11 protein-coding genes and 1 CRISPR repeat array are annotated in these 20,239 nt (G+C 66.5%); all 11 genes read left to right on the plus strand.

The annotated features are described in order from the left end of the window. Window positions 1-1,093: 1,093 nt before the first annotated feature. The 11 genes from PWG71_RS08405 to PWG71_RS08455 all read left to right on the plus strand — a co-directional run bounded on the left by PWG71_RS08405 (window position 1,094) and on the right by PWG71_RS08455 (window position 19,663). On the plus strand, window positions 1,094-1,768 hold the full coding sequence (locus PWG71_RS08405) for a CRISPR-associated endoribonuclease Cas6 (protein ID WP_274808991.1): 675 nt from the start codon (window positions 1,094-1,096) through the stop codon (window positions 1,766-1,768). Beyond that, entirely contained in the window at window positions 1,765-3,171 is a 1,407-nt protein-coding gene (locus tag PWG71_RS08410) for a hypothetical protein (protein WP_274808992.1), read from the plus strand. Before PWG71_RS08405 ends, PWG71_RS08410 begins: the two co-directional genes overlap by 4 nt. After that, window positions 3,171-4,199 carry a type I-B CRISPR-associated protein Cas7/Cst2/DevR gene (gene cas7i, locus PWG71_RS08415; protein ID WP_274808993.1) on the plus strand — a complete coding sequence of 343 codons (1,029 nt, stop codon included), beginning with the start codon at window positions 3,171-3,173 and terminating at the stop codon, window positions 4,197-4,199. The genes PWG71_RS08410 and cas7i overlap by 1 nt, the downstream gene beginning before the upstream one ends. Beyond that, entirely contained in the window at window positions 4,196-7,261 is a 3,066-nt protein-coding gene (gene cas3, locus PWG71_RS08420) for a CRISPR-associated helicase Cas3' (protein ID WP_274808994.1), read from the plus strand. Before cas7i ends, cas3 begins: the two co-directional genes overlap by 4 nt. After that, window positions 7,258-7,755, plus strand: coding sequence for a CRISPR-associated protein Cas4 (locus PWG71_RS08425; protein ID WP_220561812.1), 498 nt, complete (start codon window positions 7,258-7,260; stop codon window positions 7,753-7,755). The genes cas3 and PWG71_RS08425 overlap by 4 nt, the downstream gene beginning before the upstream one ends. Continuing rightward, the gene (gene cas1, locus PWG71_RS08430) at window positions 7,755-8,735 is read left to right on the plus strand and encodes a CRISPR-associated endonuclease Cas1 (protein WP_220561811.1); all 981 of its coding nucleotides are present in this window, start codon (window positions 7,755-7,757) and stop codon (window positions 8,733-8,735) included. Before PWG71_RS08425 ends, cas1 begins: the two co-directional genes overlap by 1 nt. A gap of 7 nt (window positions 8,736-8,742) precedes the next feature. Continuing rightward, a complete protein-coding gene (gene cas2, locus PWG71_RS08435) occupies window positions 8,743-9,006 on the plus strand; it encodes a CRISPR-associated endonuclease Cas2 (RefSeq protein WP_220561810.1) in 264 nt (87 codons plus the stop codon). A 131-nt stretch (window positions 9,007-9,137) separates the two neighbouring features. Continuing rightward, window positions 9,138-10,411: a CRISPR direct-repeat array (repeat unit 30 nt; unit sequence GTCCTCATCGCCCCTGTGAGGGGTAGCAAC). Between the two features lie 97 nt (window positions 10,412-10,508). Further along, on the plus strand, window positions 10,509-11,963 hold the full coding sequence (locus PWG71_RS08440; protein WP_274808995.1) for an Eco57I restriction-modification methylase domain-containing protein: 1,455 nt from the start codon (window positions 10,509-10,511) through the stop codon (window positions 11,961-11,963). Further along, window positions 11,960-12,901, plus strand: coding sequence for a BsuBI/PstI family type II restriction endonuclease (locus tag PWG71_RS08445; RefSeq protein WP_274808996.1), 942 nt, complete (start codon window positions 11,960-11,962; stop codon window positions 12,899-12,901). Before PWG71_RS08440 ends, PWG71_RS08445 begins: the two co-directional genes overlap by 4 nt. A gap of 944 nt (window positions 12,902-13,845) precedes the next feature. After that, window positions 13,846-16,986 carry an AfsR/SARP family transcriptional regulator gene (locus PWG71_RS08450; RefSeq protein ID WP_274808997.1) on the plus strand — a complete coding sequence of 1,047 codons (3,141 nt, stop codon included), beginning with the start codon at window positions 13,846-13,848 and terminating at the stop codon, window positions 16,984-16,986. 760 nt (window positions 16,987-17,746) lie between these two features. Next, window positions 17,747-19,663, plus strand: coding sequence for a tetratricopeptide repeat protein (locus PWG71_RS08455; protein WP_274808998.1), 1,917 nt, complete (start codon window positions 17,747-17,749; stop codon window positions 19,661-19,663). Window positions 19,664-20,239: the final 576 nt, after the last annotated feature.

The raw sequence follows: 20,239 nt of genomic DNA on the forward strand, positions 1-20,239 counted from the left end.
GGGCCCAGCCTGGGTGACGAAATCATCCAGGCCGGTCTTGCGTCTTCGAGGTCAGTGCACGATGGCGTCGTCCGGCAGGAGGGGACCCCGGGATAGCGCCGGTGAGGGCGGAGCGTGCGCTTCGGTCGAACGTCACCAAGAGCAACCGAAACTGGCGACGGTACGGACATCCTCGCGGCCGATGCTTACTGACATCTCCGTGATCGTCAACACTGACGGCACCACCTTGAAGGGCTCCTGGGGGACTGGGTTACGGTTACCGCCACCCGAGACCACGCACCCCCGGCGCTGTTCGAGCAGACCAGTTTCTGGGGGCGCGTGGGCCAGGTCGGCGACCACCACGTGTGGATCGTGAACACCGACCTCAGCGAGGACGTTGTCCATCTGGCCAACACCCGGCAGGTGCGAAAGACGTGACCGGTCACCACTGACAGCTCCGTGCTCGCACCCACTGTCATGTTCGTGCTCGTCAACAACAGGACAGTCACGACCAGGGCGCGACCGTCCTCGATCGTCCTCATCGCCCCTGCGAGGGGTAGCAACCACATGTGGGCCGGGATCGAGGTGCCCGCGGTGGGGGTCCTCATCGCCCCTGCGAGGGGTAGCAACGCGTGGTGTGCGCGCTCACCCTGCCCCACCTGACCGTCCTCATCGCCCCTGCGAGGGGTAGCAACGACCACGCGAGCGCGGATCCGGCCGGGTCGACGTAGATCCTCATTGCCTCTGTGAGGGGTAGCCACTGGATCAGCGTCCGGAGGGGGAGAGCCCTCAGGGTCCTCATCACCTCTGCCAAGAGTGGTGACTCCGGAGAAGCACTCCTCTGCCATCTGATGAGTTTTTCTGTGAAATGGGAATCTTGCGCACCTGATTATCGAACTTGTTTTCGATTGAAAGCCTCTATATCAGCTTCGCTTGTTCGGTGTGGTGGAAATGCAGTATTTGGCCTTGGTTGGCCATCTTGCTGATCTGAGGGCTTTTCTGTCAGCGGCGGTTCCTACCGTGTTGCCTCGTCACCTGATGTTGAGTGAGGAGGTCACCTGTGCGTCTTCGCGTAGCGGTCCACACCAGGGCCCCGTCTCTGCAATGGAGGGAAGTGCTGCGTCCGGGCCGCGGCCTGGTCTATGAACTGCTCTCCTTCGGAGCGCCGGAGCTCGGTGCCCGGTTGCATGAACGCGGCTGGGGGGAGACCGGCATGGTCCCCTTCGGTCACAGCGCTCCCACGTTCCCGTCTACCCCGCGCAAACGTCGCCAGTACACCGCCGGCGGAACGGGAACGGTGGAGTTCGCCAGCCCTGTCTCGGAGATCATCGAGGGCCTGGCCAAGGGCTTGGCTGGAGAGCACGTGCTGGACTGGGGCGGCACCGCCCTGCGGATCCAAAAGGTCGATGTCGTCGCTCCGCCGGACTTTGCCTCCGGGAAGGCGGTGATGCGGACCTCCACCCCGGTGGTGATGAAGGGGTCCGGGCACAACGAGCACGGTGAGCGCACCACCCGCCAGGCCTGGGTGTTGCCGACCGAGCCCGAGTTCCCCGCCTACTTCGAGGGGAATCTGCGCCGCAAGGCCCAGACGATCGGTGTCGACCCGGAGGTGTCGGTGCAGGCCATCACCTGGGTGGGACCCAAGCGCAGTTTCGCCGTGAGCCAGGGGCACAAGCCCGGGGCGGCCCTGGAGGCGGAGATCCACGGCGCCCCCGAGACGCTGCGGTGCATTTGGAGCTGGGGGCTGGGGCAGGCCAACTCCGCCGGGTTCGGGTGGGTGATCGCGTGAGTTCCACGACCATCGGGCTCGGGGTGCGGTTGACCGCGCACCCCTTTCAGCGGATCGGTGCATTCGCCCTGTCCAGCCTTGTGCACCGGACCCGCAAGAACCTCAAGGAGCTCACCCACCCCCTGGAGCTGACGGAGGAGGATCTGCGGGCCGCGAACGCGAACATGACCCGCGACCTGGAGCGCACCACCGAGATCGCCGACAGCAAAGGCCCTCACGGGTTCTGGCTCGGCGCCAGCTACCTGTTCTGGCCCAACTGCCCGATCAACACCACCAACCGCAAATCCTTGCTGGGGCAGGGGCTCAAGGACAAGCTCGCCGCCTGGCGGCACCTGCCTGAGACCGACACGGCCGTGGACGCCCGGTGCGTGCTGTGCGATCACCCGGCCTGCGGGTTCTACGGCAAGGTCGACGTCCCGCTGACGGAGAGCTCCTCCTACCGCAACACCACCATCCCCACCCATGAGGGGATGGCTCTGTGCCGCGGATGCCTGCTGAGCTTCTACGCCCTGCCCTACGGGTGCTCGATCTGGGGCGGTCGCGCCACCGCCCTGCACACCTGGGACGACGACCTGCTGTGGGCCCTGACCAAGTTCCAGGTCGACCAGACCCGCCGTCACGCCCTCACCGGTGCCCCTGCCGGGGCCCGCCCCTCCTACGCCCGCCAGCTCGCCGCACTGAGCAGGGTGCGCGGCTACGAGGAACGGGTCACCGACGGTGTGGAGCTGATGGTGTTCACCAACAGCAACAAGGAGCAGGACCTGGCCGTGCATGCCATGGACCAGCCCGCCACCGAATGGATCCGCGACCTGCCCAAGCCGTCCTTGCACTGGCTGGGGCGCGCCCACCGGTGGGAGAAGGTCCCCGGCCGGTCCATGCTCGCCCGCAACCTGTTCGACCTCCCCGAGAGGGTCATCCCCACCGTCTCCCACTTCCTGCGGGAACGCGCCCTGGGCAAGGGCGGTATCTGCGCCCAGACCCCACTGCTGTCCGCCACCTGCTCCGACTACGCCACGAAGGTGCTCCAGGTGTCCTCCACCGACATGGACCAGATCGACCAACTCGCCGCACGCATCGCCACTGTCCTCAACACCCACGACGACAAGGAACTGAAGAAGTTCCTCCAGGCCCGCAAGAAGCTCACGACCCTGCGCGCGTGGTTGCAGCGCCAGTCCGTGGACCGCACCCTGCGTACCCGGGAAACCGACCCGTTCATCACCCAGCGCCAGTGGCGGCTGCTTTTCGACGCCGAGGACCGGGTCTTCCTCCACCGGGACCTGTTGTTCATCGGGGTCCTCAACCACCTGCACGAACTCAAACCCTCCTGGCGCGGACACGACCACGACGACGTGTCCACCGACGACCTCATCGCCGACACCGACCTGGAAGCGGAGAACGACTAATGACCTACCTCGTGGGCAAGCTCGCCCTGGACATCACCGCCGGCGCCCCCAACAACGGCCGCGGCGAGGACAACATGGCCAAGGTCAAGTACCTGACCGTCGGCCGCGGGGAACGCGTTCCCTACATCTCCGCGCAGGCGTTCCGCCGCTGGTGGCGCGACTCCCTGCCCCTGGGTGAGAAGCGTTCCCCGGTCACCCGCTTGGGCGCCGGTAAGAAGCAGCAGGCCTACACCGACGGGCGCCCGGATCTGTACCTGGACGACGACCTGTTCGGCTACATGGTCGCGACCAAGCAGGGCAACTACCAGCGCGACACCGTCCTGGCCACCGGCACCCTGGTGGCGCTGCCCGCCAAGCGCATCGTGACCGACTTCGGCACGATGAGCCGCGGCTTCCCGGCCGACTCAGACCCGGTCATCCACGAACACGAGCACTACACCGCCGAGATGGCCGCCGACGTGCTGGTGGACCTGCCGCGCGTGGGCACCTTCGAACAGGACGGGGGCGGGCTGCGCAAGGCCCTGTCCCCGGCCGCCGCCCAGGAAGCCGTCACCGCCGGTGCCGCCGAGTACGTGCTGCGCGGAGTCGGCGCCCTGCGCCTGCCCCTGGCCGAGCGGCGCCGCCGGGCCGCAGTGCTGCTGCGCACCCTGGCCCAGGTCCAGGGCGGGGCCAGCCGGGCCCTGCACTACGGCGACCGAGCCCCCTCCTTCGTGCTGCTGGCCCCCCTCAAGGGCGGCAACAACCCCTTCACCCGGGTGCTGGCCACCGGGCCGCAGGGGACGTTCTTCGACACGGCGGTCTTCGCCGAGGAACTGCGGGCCTGGGCCGACGAGCTGGACGGACCCGTCCACATCGGCTGGGCGCCCGGGTTCCTCGGCACCCAGCGCGACCAGGCCCGCCAAGACCTGGCCGAGGAGATCACCGCCGGGCGGGTGGTCATCGACCACCCGCGCACCATGCTGGGCGCCCTGGCCAAGGAGATCGAGGCCGGGCAGCGCGACGCCTGGTTCGAGGACGCGACCGTATGACCAGCGCACTGGAGATCACGATCACCGCACCGGTGGCCTCGTTCCGCAACCCCCTGTACTCAGGGGTGCAGGTCACCCTGCCCTGCCCGCCGCCGTCCACCGCCGCAGGCCTGCTGGCCGCCGCGGTGGGCGGCTGGGACCGCATGCCCGCCGACACCCGCATCGCCATGGCCTTCACCGCCCAAGGCAAAGGCGTGGACGTGGAGACCTTCCACCCCCTGGCCACGGCGGGCAAGAAACCGGACCCCACCCCCAAGGACCACGAGTTCCTGGCCCGGACCACCCTCACCCTGTGGGTGCTGGACCATCTGGACCTGTGGGAGAGGGCGCTGCGCCGCCCGGTGTGGCCGCTGCGCCTGGGCCGCAGCCAGGACCTTGCCTCGGCCCGCACCAGCCGCATCACCCTCTACCCCGGGCAGGGCACCCAGGGCCACGCCCTGCTACCCGCCGAGAACTCCAGGTCCGGCATGCAGTTGCGGATGCCGCACACCATCAGCCCCGACCGCTCCCGCATCCAATGGGGCACCTACCGGTACGCCGCCCAGGGCAGCAGCGCCCGCGTCGACTCCGAGTGGTGCGCTAGCGACGGCCAAGCGGTCGTCCCGCTGGCCCCCGTCCACCCCCATGCTGCCGCTGGCGCGCGGGTCGAGTTGTCGCACATCTGGGCCAAGAGCCCCGACACGCGCAGCCAGCCTCCCCAGCCCGGGGAGGCGCTGACCACCCACCTGCAGGCCACCACACGCGCCCTGGACACCCTGCACACCCGCATCGGCGCCCTGCCCGCAACCGATGCCCGGTTCTGGGACCGGGCCAGGCTCGCGTGCCTGTTCCACGACGCGGGCAAGGTCCCGGACGGGTTCCAGACCATGGTGGGCAACCCCCCGCCCCAACAGCCGTGGGGCCGGCGGCACGAGGTCTACTCCCTCGCCTTCGTCGAACACGTCCTAGCCCACCTACCGGAGGACGAACGCACCTGGATCGGCCTGGGCGTCCTCACCCACCACCGCCCCCTGACCGGGGGCGAGGGGTCCATCCGCAACGAAACCCGCACCCTGACCAGCCCGAAGGACTTCCACGACCACTTCGGCCCCGTGGACCCGGCCTCGGCCAACGCCCTGGCCACCTGGCTCGCCCAGGCCGCGAAAGCCCCCACCCCAGCAGAGGCCACCCCCGAGGAGCTGGCCGAGGCCGGGCACCGGTTGCTGGAGCGCATCCTCACCCACTGGGACCGCGGCCAGAGCCCCGACGAGGAGGCCGGCCTCACCGCCGTCCTGCTCCAAGGCGCCCTCACCCTGGCCGACCACGTCGCCTCCGCCCACGGCCACCTGCTCACCACCCACCCCTTGACCAGCGTCGACTACCCCGCACGGCTGCGCGCGAGGTTGAAGGCCAAGGACGCCGACACCTACCCCCACCAGGAACGCGCCCACGCCACCACCACCCACATGGTGTTGCGCGCCCCCACCGGCCAGGGCAAGACCGAAGCCGCCCTGCTGTGGGCCACCACCCACACCCACCACACCGCAGACGAAACAGCAGGCACACCCCGCCTGTTCTACGCCCTGCCCTACCTGGCCTCCATCAACGCCATGGCCACCCGCCTGCGCACCGACCTGGGACACGACCAAGTCGGCGTCGTCCACTCCCGCGCCGCGAGCTTCTACCTGTCCACCGCCACCTGCGACACCACCCCCACAGACCCGGCCACAGCGGAGCGGCAACGCGCCTCGGGCGCAGTCGCCAAAGCCAACGCCAGCCGCCTGTTCCGCGAACTCGTCCGCGTCACCACCCCCTACCAGCTCCTGCGCGGAGCCCTGGGCGGCACCGCGCACGCCTCCACCCTCATCGACACCACCAACTCCACATTCGTCTTCGACGAACTCCACGCCTACGAACCCCGCCGCCTCGGCATGATCCTGGCCATGATGGGACTGTGGGCCCGCCTGGGCGGACGCATCGGCGTGCTCTCCGCCACCCTGCCCGACCGACTCCTGGACACCATCCGAGCCGCCCTGGGCCCCGACCACACGGTGGAACTGGTCGAACCCGACACCGACTACACCTGGCCGCGCCGCCACCGCCTGCACCTGCGCGAGGACCACCTCACCAACCCCGCCAGCACCGAGGACATCAAAACCTCACTGCGCGCCGGGCACAGCGTGGCCGTCATCGCCAACAACGTCGCCGACGCCTGGTACCTGTACGACCAGCTCGCCCCGCTCGCCCGCGAACTCCACGGCGACGACGCCGCCCTTCTCCTGCACTCCCGCTTCAAGACCGGCGACCGCAGCAGGATCGAACAGGCCATCCGCGACCGGTTCGGCACCCGGACCACACCCCGCCGGCCCGGGCTGCTGGTGGCCACCCAGGTGGTCGAGGTGTCCCTGGACGTCGACTTCGACGTCCTGCACACCTCCGCCGCACCCCTGGAAGCGCTCCTGCAGCGCTTCGGCCGCATCAACCGCATCGGAGCCCTGGACCACCCGGCACCGGTCATCGTCCACCGCCCCCACTACGCCCCACGCGGCAGGTCCGGACCCGACTTCGCCGACAAGGTCTACGACGCCGAACCCACCCGGCTGGGCTGGGACATCCTGACCCGCCACCAGGGCCGCGAACTCGACGAACGCCTCTTTACGGCTTGGCTCAACGAGATCTACACCAGTCCCTGGGGCGATCGGTGGCAGGACCAGGCCGACATCTCCCGGGAGGACTTCCGCGACCAGTTCCTGTCCTTCGACCAACCCCTCAACGACACCACACAGCTCTCCGCGGCCTTCGACGCGATGTTCGACGGCGTCGACGGCATCCTCGCCAAGGACCGGCAGGACTACAAAGACGCCCTCCAGGACACCTCGCCCGGAGAGGAACGCGGCACGGGCAGGTTGCTGGCCTCCCAGTACCTCATCCCGCTCCCGCACTATGCCCGTGCCCTGGGCACCTGGGACCACACCCTCAACGTTCTGATCATCGACGCAGAATACGCATCTGACCGCGGCCTGATCACCATCCACCCGCCCGGTAATGCCGCCGGCGCTTACCAGCCGGGGGTGCTCCTGTGATCTCCGAACAGGACGTGGGCGGGGTGCACATCAAGTACCTCTACCACTGCCCCCGGCAGCTGTGGCTGTTCGCCCGGGGGTTCCGCCCCGAGGCGACCAGTGCCACCGTTCAACTCGGCGAAGCCGTCCATGACACCTCCTACCGGCGCGCCCACCCCGTCGACCTGGGTTCGGCGCGCCTGGACGACCTCGACGGGAACCTGTGGGTCCACGAGACCAAGTCCTCCTCGCGTCCCAGCCCCGCCGACGAAGCCCAGGCCATCCACTACTGCTACCGGCTCCGCCTCGTCGGCGTCGACACCCAAGGCGCGATCCTGCGCTACCCCAAGACCCGCCGCACCCAACGTATGCCCTACGAACCCGACTGGGACGAACGCGCCCGCACCGACATCGCCAACGTGCGCACCACCGTCGCCCAACCCCTCTCACCGCCCCGGCCGGCCCGCACCCGGTGCCGGGGATGCAGCTACTTCGACTATTGCTGGAGTCAGTGATGCCCACCGCAGCCCGCACCTACTGGCTCACCACGAGCTGCCGCATCCGACGCAAAGACCAGTCCCTGCTCATCGAACGCGACCACGGCGAGCACGTGCGCATCCCCATCACCGACGTGCGCGACCTCATCGCCTGCAAACCCGTCGACGTCAACACCTCCGTGATCAGCCTGCTCAACCAGCACCACATCAACGTCCACCTGCTCGGCTACTACGGTGACTACACCGGATCCCTGACCGCCGCCGACACCGCGACCTCCGGAGAGACCGTCATCGCCCAGGTGGCGCTGGCCACCGACCCCGAACGGGCCATGCCCATCGCCCGCGACATCGTGCGCGCCACCGCCTTCAACGTCCGCCGCATCATCGACCGGACCCTGCTCAAGGCCCCCTACACCGTGCTGAAGAACAACACCGAGGACGCACCCGACGCGGCCTCGCTCATGGGCATCGAAGGCAACTTCCGCCGCTCGGCCTGGGAGGTCCTGGACACCAAACTCCCCGACTGGCTGCAACTGCACGGACGCAGCCGCCGCCCGCCCAAGAACGCCGGAAACGCGTTCATCAGCTACGTCAACGGCATCGTCTACGCCCGCACCGTGACCGCCCTGCGCCTGACCCCGCTGCACACCGGCATCGCCTTCCTGCACAGCACCATGGAACGCCAACGCCACTCCCTGGCCCTGGATATGGCCGAGATGTTCAAACCGATGTTCTCCGAACGGCTGCTGCTGCGCATGGCCTCACGCAACCAGCTCAAACCGCACCACTTCGACGTGGACTCCAACCAGGCCATGCTCAGCGACACAGGACGCAAACTCGTCGTCGCCGCGGTGCGCGATGAGTTCGCGACCACGGTCAACCACCGCGAGCTCAAACGACCGGTCGCCTACGACGAACTGCTGTACCTGGAAGCCCTCAAAGTGACCCGGGCCTGCCTGGAAGGCGACACCTACAAGCCGTTCCGGATCTGGTGGTGAGCCGACCGTGCACGTTGTGGTCGTCTACGACACCGCCGCCGAACGCAACCCGCAGATCCTGCGGACCTGCCGACTGTACCTGCACCACGTGCAGCGCAGCGTCTTCGAAGGACAGCTGAGCCCGGCACAGCTCAAACGCTTCGAGCGAGCGGTCAAGGACGTCATCGACGACGGGTACGATCACGTCCTCGTCTACACGTTCCCGCCGGGGGCTGTCCCGCAGCGTCTGGCGTGGGGCATCACCAAACCCGAGCCGAGTGACATTCTGTGAGGGAACGGTGATCGTGCTCCGGGACCGGTTTTCAGCGGCGCACCGGGCTCTGCCGCACTACCGGAGGTTCGCTGAAAAATGTGGTCCCAGCGCCCTCGGCGCAAGCCTTGGACCTGCGGCTTTACCGTCGGGTCCTCATCGCCCCTGTGAGGGGTAGCAACGCCTGGGCGAGGTAGCCCTCGGCCGCGGGGCCGTCTCGTCCTCATCGCCCCTGTGAGGGGTAGCAACGTAAACTGCCCGCCGCCAACGGTCCCGGCTTGAAGTCCTCATCGCCCCTGTGAGGGGTAGCAACATGTCCAACTCCGGCGGAGGGTCGTCCCGCATGGCGTCCTCATCGCCCCTGTGAGGGGTAGCAACGCTGGGCGCGGTCTCGTGGGATCAGGCCCGGCACATGTCCTCATCGCCCCTGTGAGGGGTAGCAACAGCTGTGCCGCCGGCCACGGGGTGCGGCCGTCGTTGTCCTCATCGCCCCTGTGAGGGGTAGCAACCGCTTGCCGATCATCGCGGCCCGCTGAAGGACTTGCGTCCTCATCGCCCCTGTGAGGGGTAGCAACGCGGTGTCGCCTCGGAGCCACTTGGCCTGAGCTGGGGGTCCTCATCGCCCCTGTGAGGGGTAGCAACCGGGGGACCGGGATGCTGAGGGCGTCGTACATCTCGTCCTCATCGCCCTTGTGAGGGGTAGCAACGGCACCTCCGGACACCAGGGCAAGGAGTCCTCCGACGTCCTCATCGCCCCTGTGAGGGGTAGCAACGGGGCGGAGAGGGTGTGGGGGCCCGGTGCCCGCCACGTCCTCATCGCCCCTGTGAGGGGTAGCAACGAGGAGATGATCAGTGTGCTTTTAGTGGGGCGGACCGTCCTCATCGCCCCTGTGAGGGGTAGCAACAGGGCCGCCCCTCCGCGTCCGCGAACCTCATCAGCGTCCTCATCGCCCCTGTGAGGGGCAGCAACCGGGGGACCGGGATGCTGAGGGCGTCGTACATCTCGTCCTCATCGCCCTTGTGAGGGGTAGCAACGGCACCTCCGGACACCAGGGCAAGGAGTCCTCCGACGTCCTCATCGCCCCTGTGAGGGGTAGCAACGGCACGGGGCCGAGGCGCTCGACCAGCCACGCGGAGTCCTCATCGCCCCTGTGAGGGGTAGCAACGCACCCGCCCCTCCCCATAGACCCCCCACGACAGGTCCTCATCGCCCCTGTGAGGGGTAGCAACATCCTCGGGACGGTCCCCGACGACGAGACCGCCTGGTCCTCATCGCCCCTGTGAGGGGTAGCAACATCGGGTCCCGGACGGCGGCCCTGCGAGGCGCGAAGTCCTCATCGCCCCTGCGAGGGGTAGCAACTGCACGAACCCGTGGTGACCGTGCAGGAGTGGGCGCGTCCTCATCTCCCCTGCGAGGGGTGGCAACACGGTGAGGGACTCGCCCAGCACCGTTGCTGGCTTGTCTCTCCACGTGACCTATGGACAACGGCAGTCGTGTGACTGGTGGACGTTAACCTGGCGAGGTGGACATCCGTAGCGAGGTAGACGCCCGCCGCCAGACCGTGCAGCGAGCTCTGGAACCCGGCACCCAAGAGGCCTTCGGTCAGCATTTCACCCCGGCCATCACAGGTGATCTCATGGCCGGGATGCTGGACCTTGCCGCTCTCGACGGGACAGTGCGCATCCTGGACCCAGGAACGGGTGTGGGTTCACTCACGGTCTCTTTGATCCACAGACTACGCACTGAGCGCCCTGACCTGTCGCTTCATGTCACTGCGGTCGAGGTGGACCCTCAGCTCGTCCCACACCTGGCCCAGACTCTGGCTGCTTGCGAAGCGTATGGCCGCGTGAAGACCGAAGTGATCACGGAGGACTTCCTCACCTCCGAGGAACCCAGGATGCGCGGGCCGTTCGATCTGGTGATCGCCAACCCGCCCTATGGCAAACTCGCTCGCAACAGCGATCAGCGCAAGCACACCGCCCTGCGCACCATCGACACACCGAACCGGTACTCCGCCTTTTGGGCAGAAAGCGTCGCAGCCTTGGCACCGGGCGGACAGATCGTGATCATTGTGCCCCGATCCTGGGCCAACGGCGCCTACTTCACCGCGTTCCGTGAATGGCTGCTGTCGCAGGTCGGTCTCGACAACCTCCTCGTGTTCGAAAGCCGCGACAGTGTGTTCGCGGATTCTGGTGTGCTCCAAGAGAACGTGGTCGTCTCCATGACCAAGGGGCCACAGAGCCCGACGGTCACCATGCACGCTGCCCTCAAGCACGGTGCAGAGGTCGAGCACCGCACCGTACCCTTCGACGTGGTGGTCCGCCCCGAGGACCGCTACAAGTTCGTCCGGTTCACCGACGGCGAGGTCGTCGTACCGCCTGCCTCCTCATACACCTTGGCCGATCTCGGCATCACGGCCTCCACTGGCAAGGTCGTGGACTTTCGCAACCGGGACCTGTTGACCCCGACCCCGCAACCGGACACGGTACCGATGATCTACCAGGCGCACATCCGTCCGACCGGCGTCGACCACCGGCTTTCCGCGCGGGGCAAACCTTCATGGTTCCGTATCGGGATCTCGGCGGCGGACAAGCTGACCGTGCCGGCCGGAACCTACGTGCTCATCAAGCGCTTCTCCTCCAAAGAGGAGAAGCACAGGGTCGTGGCCGGTGTCTGGGAGAGCGAGGCACCGACCGCATTCGACAACAAGACCAACTACCTGCACTCGGATGGACGAGGGCTGGACCCTGCCCTGGCGCGAGGACTGGTCCTGTGGCTGAACTCGACCATCCTGGACGATGTCTTTCGCACCTTCAGCGGACACACCCAGGTCAACGCCACCGACTTGCGAATCTTGCCTTTCCCGGATATCGACACCTTGGTCCGGCTGGCTCACCTGGCTCCCGATACCATCCCAGGGCAGGATGACCTAGACCGGTTGGTCGACAAGGTATTGAGTGAGGCTGATGCGACATGAGCGGGGCGGACCTGCCAACGGCACAACAGATTCTGTCCCGGCTCGGGTTTCCCAAACAACAGACTAACGATCGCTCCGGGTGGGTGCTGCTTGCCCTTCTCGGCCTGAAGCCCGGTGATCCGTGGTCTGAAGCGACCAATGAGATGTTCACAACCCGCCCCATCATGGACCGTATCCGGGATGACTGGGGAAAGGACTACGCGCCCAACTCGCGGGAAACCATACGCCGTCAAACCCTCCACCAATTCGTGGACGCAGGACTGGTCGACTATAACGCCGACGACCCGTATCGTGCGGTCAACTCTTCTAAGAACAACTATCGTATCAACCAGCTCGCCCTGGAACTCATCCAAGCGTGGGATCAGCCCGGAAACGACCAGCGACTCAAGGACTACTTGGCCGCACGCCCAGGGCTGATCACCCGCTACAACGCCACCCGAGAGATGAACCGTATCCCTGTCACCTTGCCTGGAGGGAAAGAGGTCACGCTTTCCCCTGGAGGTCAGAACGTCCTGATCAAGGCGATGGTGGAAGAGTTTTGTCCACGGTACACGCCCGGTGGCGAAGTCATCTATATCGGGGATGCTGACGGCAAGGCCACCCATTTTGATGTCGATGGCCTTGGTCGCTTGGGTGTCCAGGTGGACAAGCATGGAAAAATGCCCGACCTGGTCGTATATCGAAGAAGCAAGAACTGGTTGTTCCTCATGGAGGCGGCCTCGACGCATGGCCCGGTCGACGGTAAGCGATATGAAGAGCTCCGTAAGCTTTTCAAGGGATGCACAGCAGGATTGGTGTACGTGTCCTGCTTTCCCGACCGTGCTGTCATGCGCGCTTATCTTTCTGATTTGGCATGGGAGACCGAAGCCTGGTGTGCGGATACGCCAGACCATATGATCCACCTCAATGGGGATAAGTTTCTAGGCCCGCATAATTAATTGCAAAAATTTCCAGAGGTGATTGGATCTATCGCAATTCGATTATTTGAGTGGCGGGTGCCCTAGGGTGTGTGGCGCGGTTCTCATTATGCCTGCGAGGGGTAACAACTCGTTGATCCGACACGGGACGTCGTGGCGGCTAAAGGTCTTTATCGCCCCCGCGAGGGGTAGCAACAAGGTGCCCCGCACCGAGCCCCGCAAGCTACGCTTGTCCTCATCGCCCCTGCGAGGGATCGCAAAAATCAAATAGAAGAATGGGATCACCATCGAGAACCTCATGATCACCGCGAAGGTTAACCCAATCAGGGTTTGGTCATATGATCCCAGGTTTGATGAATCCAACTCTCGGTGTTACGGGCATGTCATGATCGAGTAGCGGCATGAAGCACGCTTAGCGCTGAGTAGGATTATTATCTTGGCTCTCCCGGCCGCTTTCGGTCATTCGTTTAGCGAGTTCAAGTTGATTTCGGCCTCTGTTTTTCTTGTTGCAGGATGCGGACGCTTCTCTGATGAGATGAGTCCGCATGCCCTCGTCGTGTTGCTCCAGTGCAGGGTGTGTACTTTGCGCGCTTGTGACCCATCTTGATGTGGCGGTCGGGGTGGTGTGATCATCCCAGTAAGCAGCGTTTTCCATGGTTCCGTGCCAAGTCTTGTCAAGGGTGCTGCATGGAAGATAATGGCCTCGTTCTCATGTTCTCCGAAGGAGAAAATGGCCTAGGTTCAAGGGTGCATGGTGTGAAGTTCCTGGAGTGATCCTGTTGGTGTTCGCGGGAAAGGTGTTTCGTGCGGGGTTTGGCAAATCCAAGTGAATGTGACGTGTGTTGTGAATTTGCACGTGCATCATCATGTGATGGTGCGCGTTATGAAATATATTTTTCGGATATGCGTTTATTGTCATCCTTCTTGCGCACAACCCTCTTGGAGCCTGCCGATGAGGGACTACCATGCGACTGCGCTTACTGGGATCCATCCGCTTGGGCGAAGGCGACCACGAGATCACGCTCGGCACCGGCAAGGAACGAACGCTCCTGGTATGCCTGGCCTTGGCCGCCCCAGCCCCGCTGCCACTGGAGACCCTCGCCGAACGCCTCTGGGACGACCATCCCCCGACCGGGTACCGCGCCACCCTGCACACCTACATCACCCGGTTGCGCCGCACGATCATCCGCGCCGGAGGCGATCGCCGCACCCTGCTCCACACACCTGAGGGGTACCTGCTTCGGCTCCCGGCTCAGGACACCGACTGGGGGCTCTTCACCCGACTGTGCTCACGCGCCCGAGCCCTGTCCTCCACCTCCGAACGCCGCACAGTCCGCGCATGCCTGGAAAAGGCGTTGGAGCTGTGGGCGGGCGACCCCATCCCGGAAGTCACCGGACAGTGGGCCGAACGCACCCGCCTGGCACTGCGCCAAGCTCACCAGGACGCCCTGGCCGCCTGGGCTCACCTCGCCGCCCAGGACCACGACCACGCCGACATCGTGGGAGTCCTGGGAGCGTTCCTCCCCCTCTACCCCTCCGATGAGGTGCTGCACACCCACCACATACGCGCCCTGCACACTCTGGGACGCACGGCCGACGCTCTAGCCGTCTACCACCGGCTCAAAGACCATCTCGCCGAACACCTGGGCGTGGACCCCTCGAGGGAAGCCCGGCGCCTGTTCGCTGCCTTGCTCGCCTCCACCACAGAACCCACCGAACCCCCACTCGCCCGCAGCGAGCCACACGTCGGTATGCCGGCGTCACCGGTGCGCGACAACCTGCCTCAGGACCCGGCCCACTTCCACGGCCGCACACCTGAAGCACTCCTGCTCACCACACGCCTCACCGATCCGAACACCGGCACCGCGGCGACGTGGGTGATCAGCGGCATGCCAGGCATCGGCAAGACCGTGCTCGCACTGCACGCCGCCCACCGTGTCAAGAACGCCTTCCCCCACACTCGCCTGTACCTGGATCTGCGCGGACACCACGACCGGCTGGAACCGCTGAGTATCGACGACGCGCTCATCGACCTCCTGCGCCTGGCCCGCTTTCCCGCCGACCGCATCCCCCGCACCCGCGCCGAACGCATTGCTGTCTGGCGCGAGCACACCCGCACCCTGCGCGCCCTCATCGTCCTGGACGATGCCTCTGACACCGACCAGGTCCTCCCGCTCCTGCCCGCCGGCGACCGATGCGCAACGCTCATCACCACACGCAGGCGACTGCCCGACCTGGACGGCGCCGAACACCTCCCCCTCCGGCCCCCCTCCACCGCCGAGTGCGCCACGATCTTCTCCATCGCTCTGGGCCGAGACATCGCACAAGACGAAGCCGACACCGTGCAGGAGATCATCGACCGGTGCGAACGGCTACCGCTCGTGGTGAGACTGGCGGCCACCACGGCACGCCTGAACCCCACTTGGTCCCTGACCGACGTCCTGCACAGCATCCCCACCCCCGACGTACCCGCCACTGCGGGATTCCGCCTCGGCGCAGTGGACTTGAGTTCCCTGTTCGCCACCACCCTGGCCGCCCTGCACCCCGACCACCGATACGCCTTCCTCCAACTGGGGTTGCACCCCACCCGCACTGTGAGCGAACCCATCGCGGCCGCCCTCATCGACCACCACGGCGCCACCGGCGCACTCGCCGCCCTCGTCGATGCCCACCTCGTGGACGAACCCCGCCCCGGGCGGTTCGCCATGCACGCCTTGGTCAGCGCCTACTCCCACCACACCGCCCTCGACCAGCTGTCCTCAACCGACATCGACGCCGCCCGGCACCGCATGTACCAGGCCTACCTGGACACCGCCCGCCGCGCCGACCACACCGTGTACCCGCACCGCCCCGGACGCGACGACCACGAGAACGCCCTACCGGTGCAACCATGGGACGAGACCCGAGCACTGGACTGGCTGCGCGATGAAACACCGGCCCTGACAGTCATTCTGAGTGGTGCCCGCACCCACGGGCACCAGGGCATCGCCGACGCCCTGACCCACACGCTGTCCGGGCACATCGACGCCCGCGGACCCTGGCACCACGCACCAGCGCTGCACAACCGCCTCACCCGACCGGGTGCCGAAGGAGCGGACCCTCGCTCCCGGGCCCGCGCGCATTTCGACCGCGCCCGTGCGCTGCTACGTCTGCGCCGGACCGAAGAGGCATTGGGGGAGAACACGGTCGCCCACCGTTTGTGGTCCGGGCTCGAGGATCACCTGGGCCGCGCCTGGGCTGTGGCGCAAGAAGGCATGATCCTGTACGTGGCCGACTCCTATGAAGCCAGCCGCAGCCGTTTCGATGAGGCTTTGGAACTCTTCGAGGCCTGCGTCCACCGGCCCGGAATCGTCTTCTCGCTGCGGGGCCGCGGACTGTGCCACTTCAACTCCAGCGCTTTCCACGAGGCGGTCTCCGACTTCACCGACGCCACCACGGTCCTGGAGTTGGCCCCGGATCTCCAACTCCTCACCGAGACCCATATCAACCTGGCCGGTGCCTACCACCACCTGGGGTATCACCACCAGGCCTGGGCACTGTGCGAGAGGGCGCTGGGAATCGCCCGACGGCGTGGTGACGAGCACAAAGTCGCGCTCACACTGGGCAACATGAGTGAGATCGCTTTGCATCGGGGAGATCCTGAGCAAGCGATCCGCTGCTTGGAACAGGCGCTCGTGATCTTCCAGGGGTTCGGAGACCGATGGGCCTTGGCCACAGCGCTGTCCAACCTGGGAGTCGCGGAGAACACCGCCGGTCGGCCCGAACGGGCGCGCACCTATTTCCGACGCAGCCTCGCTCTGGGGGATGCACTCAGCCCTTCCGCCGAGGTCACGTCCCTGATCGGTATCGCTGAACTGGAGACCGGCGACCCGCACGCCTCCCAACGCTCGCTCAGACGCGCCCTTGAGATCGCACAGCGCCATGGCCTGCGTAAAGAGCGAGCCCAGGCGCTCTATGCCTTGGGCGAACTCCTGAACAGGCAGGGCGGTGCCGGGGACGGTCTCGCTCTTCTCCAGCAGGCGGCGGATCTCTTCGGCGAGCTTCGCGCACCCGAGACACAGATCCTGGAAGCACTCATCGAGGCGCTGAAACGACCTGTCGAATAAGTGATGTTTTTTCGGTCGGCCTGTCTGTCTGTACGATGTCCTGTGGACCCTGAAGTCAAGGTCTAAATGTCCTTTTTGTCCGCAGTGGCGGGACGCCCCGTAGCACCGAGGCGTCCCGCCTTTCATCACACCGAGGGCAGCCCTCTCCCTGGTTTGCGCTGAGTGGAGGACTGTCCTCTTCGGAGGTGCCATGAAGTACCTGATTGTACTCCACGCAAAGGCATTTTCGGTCCTCCCGCAACGCACTTGGTTTGTTGCATGGATCGTTTTGCCTGTCCTGGTGGAGCGTTTGTTCTAACCCTTTCGTGACTCCAGAGGGCTCAGCCCGTCGCTGCACGCGGCGGGCATTTTTTGTGTTCAGGCAGGTCTTGGTCTCATTGTCGGTACTTTGCACGTGCACAAGCCTGTGCATATCGAGCCAACTGTTCGTATGGCGGGAATCACTACTTGTGCTGACGCCAGAGTCCGCTCAGACTGGCCCTTGCATGTCCGAAACCTTCACATCATCCGGACCAGTAAGGACCCTGTGTGCAGCGAACCCACGACACCACCTCTTGACGTCCCATCATTCGATTCCAAGTCCCCTCGGGTAGAAAACTCGATACAAGGGGATATAAATGGAGTATCAATCCAAATAGGCTCCATGAGTGGAGGAATCTGCCTTGCCTCTGCAAAATTGACAAAGTTTCAAAAAAGTCAAATACCACTACCTCCAGTCGATTTCATCGAAAAAACGCAAACCGCCCGTAAGTGCCGCGAGGTGGTCGAAGGCGCTCACGCGCGCGGGCGCCCCGCCGTGGTCGTGCTCACCGGGCCCGCAGGGGTCGGCAAAACCGCCCTGGCCACACACCTGCTCCACACCCACGAACACTGGGGGCGCGACGGCGCCTTCTTCGTGGACCTGCGCGGCTTGTCCACACCCCCCACCGACCCCCACGAAGCCCTCGGCTCCCTGCTGCACACCGTCGGCATCGACCGCGCGAACCTGCCCGCCGACACCGCCACCCGGGCCGCCTGGTGGAGATCGGCCACCGCCTCCACCACCATCACGGTCCTGGCCGACAACGCCCTCACCGCCGCCCAGGTCCGCCCCCTGCTCCCGGCTGGCCCCCAAACCACCCTGGTGGTCACCAGCCGCTCACCCCTAGCCGGACTGCGCCTGCACGGCGCCCGCACCATCGAAGTGCCCCCCTTGAACGACACCGAAGGGGCCCGGCTCCTGACAGCGCTCGCACCCGCCCCATCCCCTGGAAGCGACACCGCCGTATTGCGCAGGATCAGTGCCCTGTGCTCCGGGCTGCCCGTGGCCTTGACCACCCTGGCCCTGGGACACGGCACCCACCACCGGGCCCGCACCTGGAACCAGGTCGAACACCACCTCACCACCGCACGCCTGGCCCACCTGGACGCCACCGGCCGACACCTGGACATGGACACCACCGTGAGTGCAGCCTTCGACCTGTCCTACACCGCCCTGCCCGCCGAGACCGCCCGCCTGTACCGCCGCCTGGGATGGCACCCCGGACCCGACATCACCACCGATACGGCCGCGCCCCTTACCGGCCGATCCGCACCCGAATGCGCCCAGGGACTGGACACCCTGGCCCGCCACCACCTGCTCGTGCGCAACGGGGAACGGTACACCTTCCACGACCTCATCCGCCTGCACGCCGCCCACCGCGCCGACCAGGACGAGACACCGACCGAACAGAACGCGGCACTCGCACGCCTGACCGCCTCCTTCGCCGCCCAAGCCGGGGCGGCCGATGCTCTCATCCGCCCCTACGCCGGCACCGTGCCCACCGGTGCTGAGGTGGGCTTCACCGACACCGCGCACGCCCTGGGGTGGCTGGAGACCGAGCACGCCAACCTCACCGCGATCGCGATCATCGCCACCGACCTGAACCGCACCCACGACGCCCTGCACCTGCTGCACGGACTGTGGTGCCTGTTCCTCCACCACAGCCGCACCACCCCCTGGATGAACGCCGTCACCCCCGCGATCGCTGCCGCCCACCACCGCGGCGACGACCACACCCGGGCGGTGCTATTGAACAACCGTGCCCTCCTCCACAGTCACCTCGGTGACACCCCTGCGGCCATGGCCGACCTCGACACCGCACAGACCCTGTGGACCCTCCTCGACGACCAGGTGCGCCTGGCCCAGACCCTCCAGCGCAAAGGCAGTGTGGCCTTTCGCGCCCACCTGTACGACCAAGCCATCGACCACCTCACCCACGCGGTCACGGTCGACGAGACCACCGGTGTCACCCACAACCGCGCCATCAGCCACTTCATGCTCGGCCGCGCCCACCACGCCCTGAACGCCCACCGCCGTGCCGTAGACCACCTCACCCTCGCCCTGGACCTGCTGGAGGACGACCGGTACAACCGGGCCCGTATCCGCACCGTCCTGGGCGGTGCACTCACAGACCTAGGGGAGTACGACCGAGCCGAGCAGACCCTGCAGGAGGCATTGGCGGGGATGGGCGAGCACGGGTCGGCCTCCGGCCAGGGCAAAGCCTGGGAGGCCCTGGGCGATTTGGCCCGCCATCAGGGGGAGCAGGCCCGGGCCCAAGACGCCTACCGCAAAGCCCACGAACTCCTGCCCCCCACTGACCCGGCCCACCAGCGCGTGAGCGACCACCTGCACCCTCCCCGCCCCCAGAGAGAGTGACTCACCCGCCCCGGGCGTGCACCGTGAACCACGACACGGCGCCCTCACCCCTCCCCATCCCGTGCACGGGGAGGGGGAGCGCCACCACACGTGTGGGTGAATCTTCGCCCCCGCTCCCAGCCCTCATGCACCAGCGGGCGTAGACCGCCACCAGGGTTGCTCCCGCCTCCTGCCACGCCCCGGCGGTCCGGCCCCCACCCTCCCCGGGGACATGCACCGTCTTCCCGGTGCGTGACCATCCCCGCACCCCACCGTCGGGGGAGAACACACCCGCCAGCGCACACCCCGGATAGGCCTCCAACACCTGCGTGGCCCAGGTGTCCGCCGCCGAACCCTCCCCGGAGACGGCGGACATCAGGATGTCGGCGCACCCCGCCCACCCGGCCCCTCCGGGAAAAGCGGGATCGACCACGAGAACCTCATCGACCACCCACGCCCGGCCACCCGCACCCGCCAACCGGTCGGCCCGGTCCGACCCCGGACACGGAGCGGCCCCGGCCACCGCATTCACATCGGGAACCACCCTCTGCGTTTCCCCACGAATCTGACCGCGATGCCCCGGCCCCTGCCCCGGGC

The sequence above is a fragment of the Nocardiopsis sp. N85 genome (assembly GCF_028882275.1).
GTDB classification, from domain to species: Bacteria; Actinomycetota; Actinomycetes; order Streptosporangiales; family Streptosporangiaceae; genus Nocardiopsis; species Nocardiopsis lambiniae.

What these genes read in the sequence shown, in the direction of transcription:
- cas7i (WP_274808993.1), top strand. Translation starts at nt 3,171, where the DNA reads ATGACCTACCTCGTGGGCAAGCTCGCCCTGGACATCACCGCCGGCGCC.
- PWG71_RS08450 (WP_274808997.1), top strand. Translation starts at nt 13,846, where the DNA reads ATGCGACTGCGCTTACTGGGATCCATCCGCTTGGGCGAAGGCGACCAC.
- cas1 (WP_220561811.1), top strand. Translation starts at nt 7,755, where the DNA reads ATGCCCACCGCAGCCCGCACCTACTGGCTCACCACGAGCTGCCGCATC.
- cas3 (WP_274808994.1), top strand. Translation starts at nt 4,196, where the DNA reads ATGACCAGCGCACTGGAGATCACGATCACCGCACCGGTGGCCTCGTTC.
- PWG71_RS08445 (WP_274808996.1), top strand. Translation starts at nt 11,960, where the DNA reads ATGAGCGGGGCGGACCTGCCAACGGCACAACAGATTCTGTCCCGGCTC.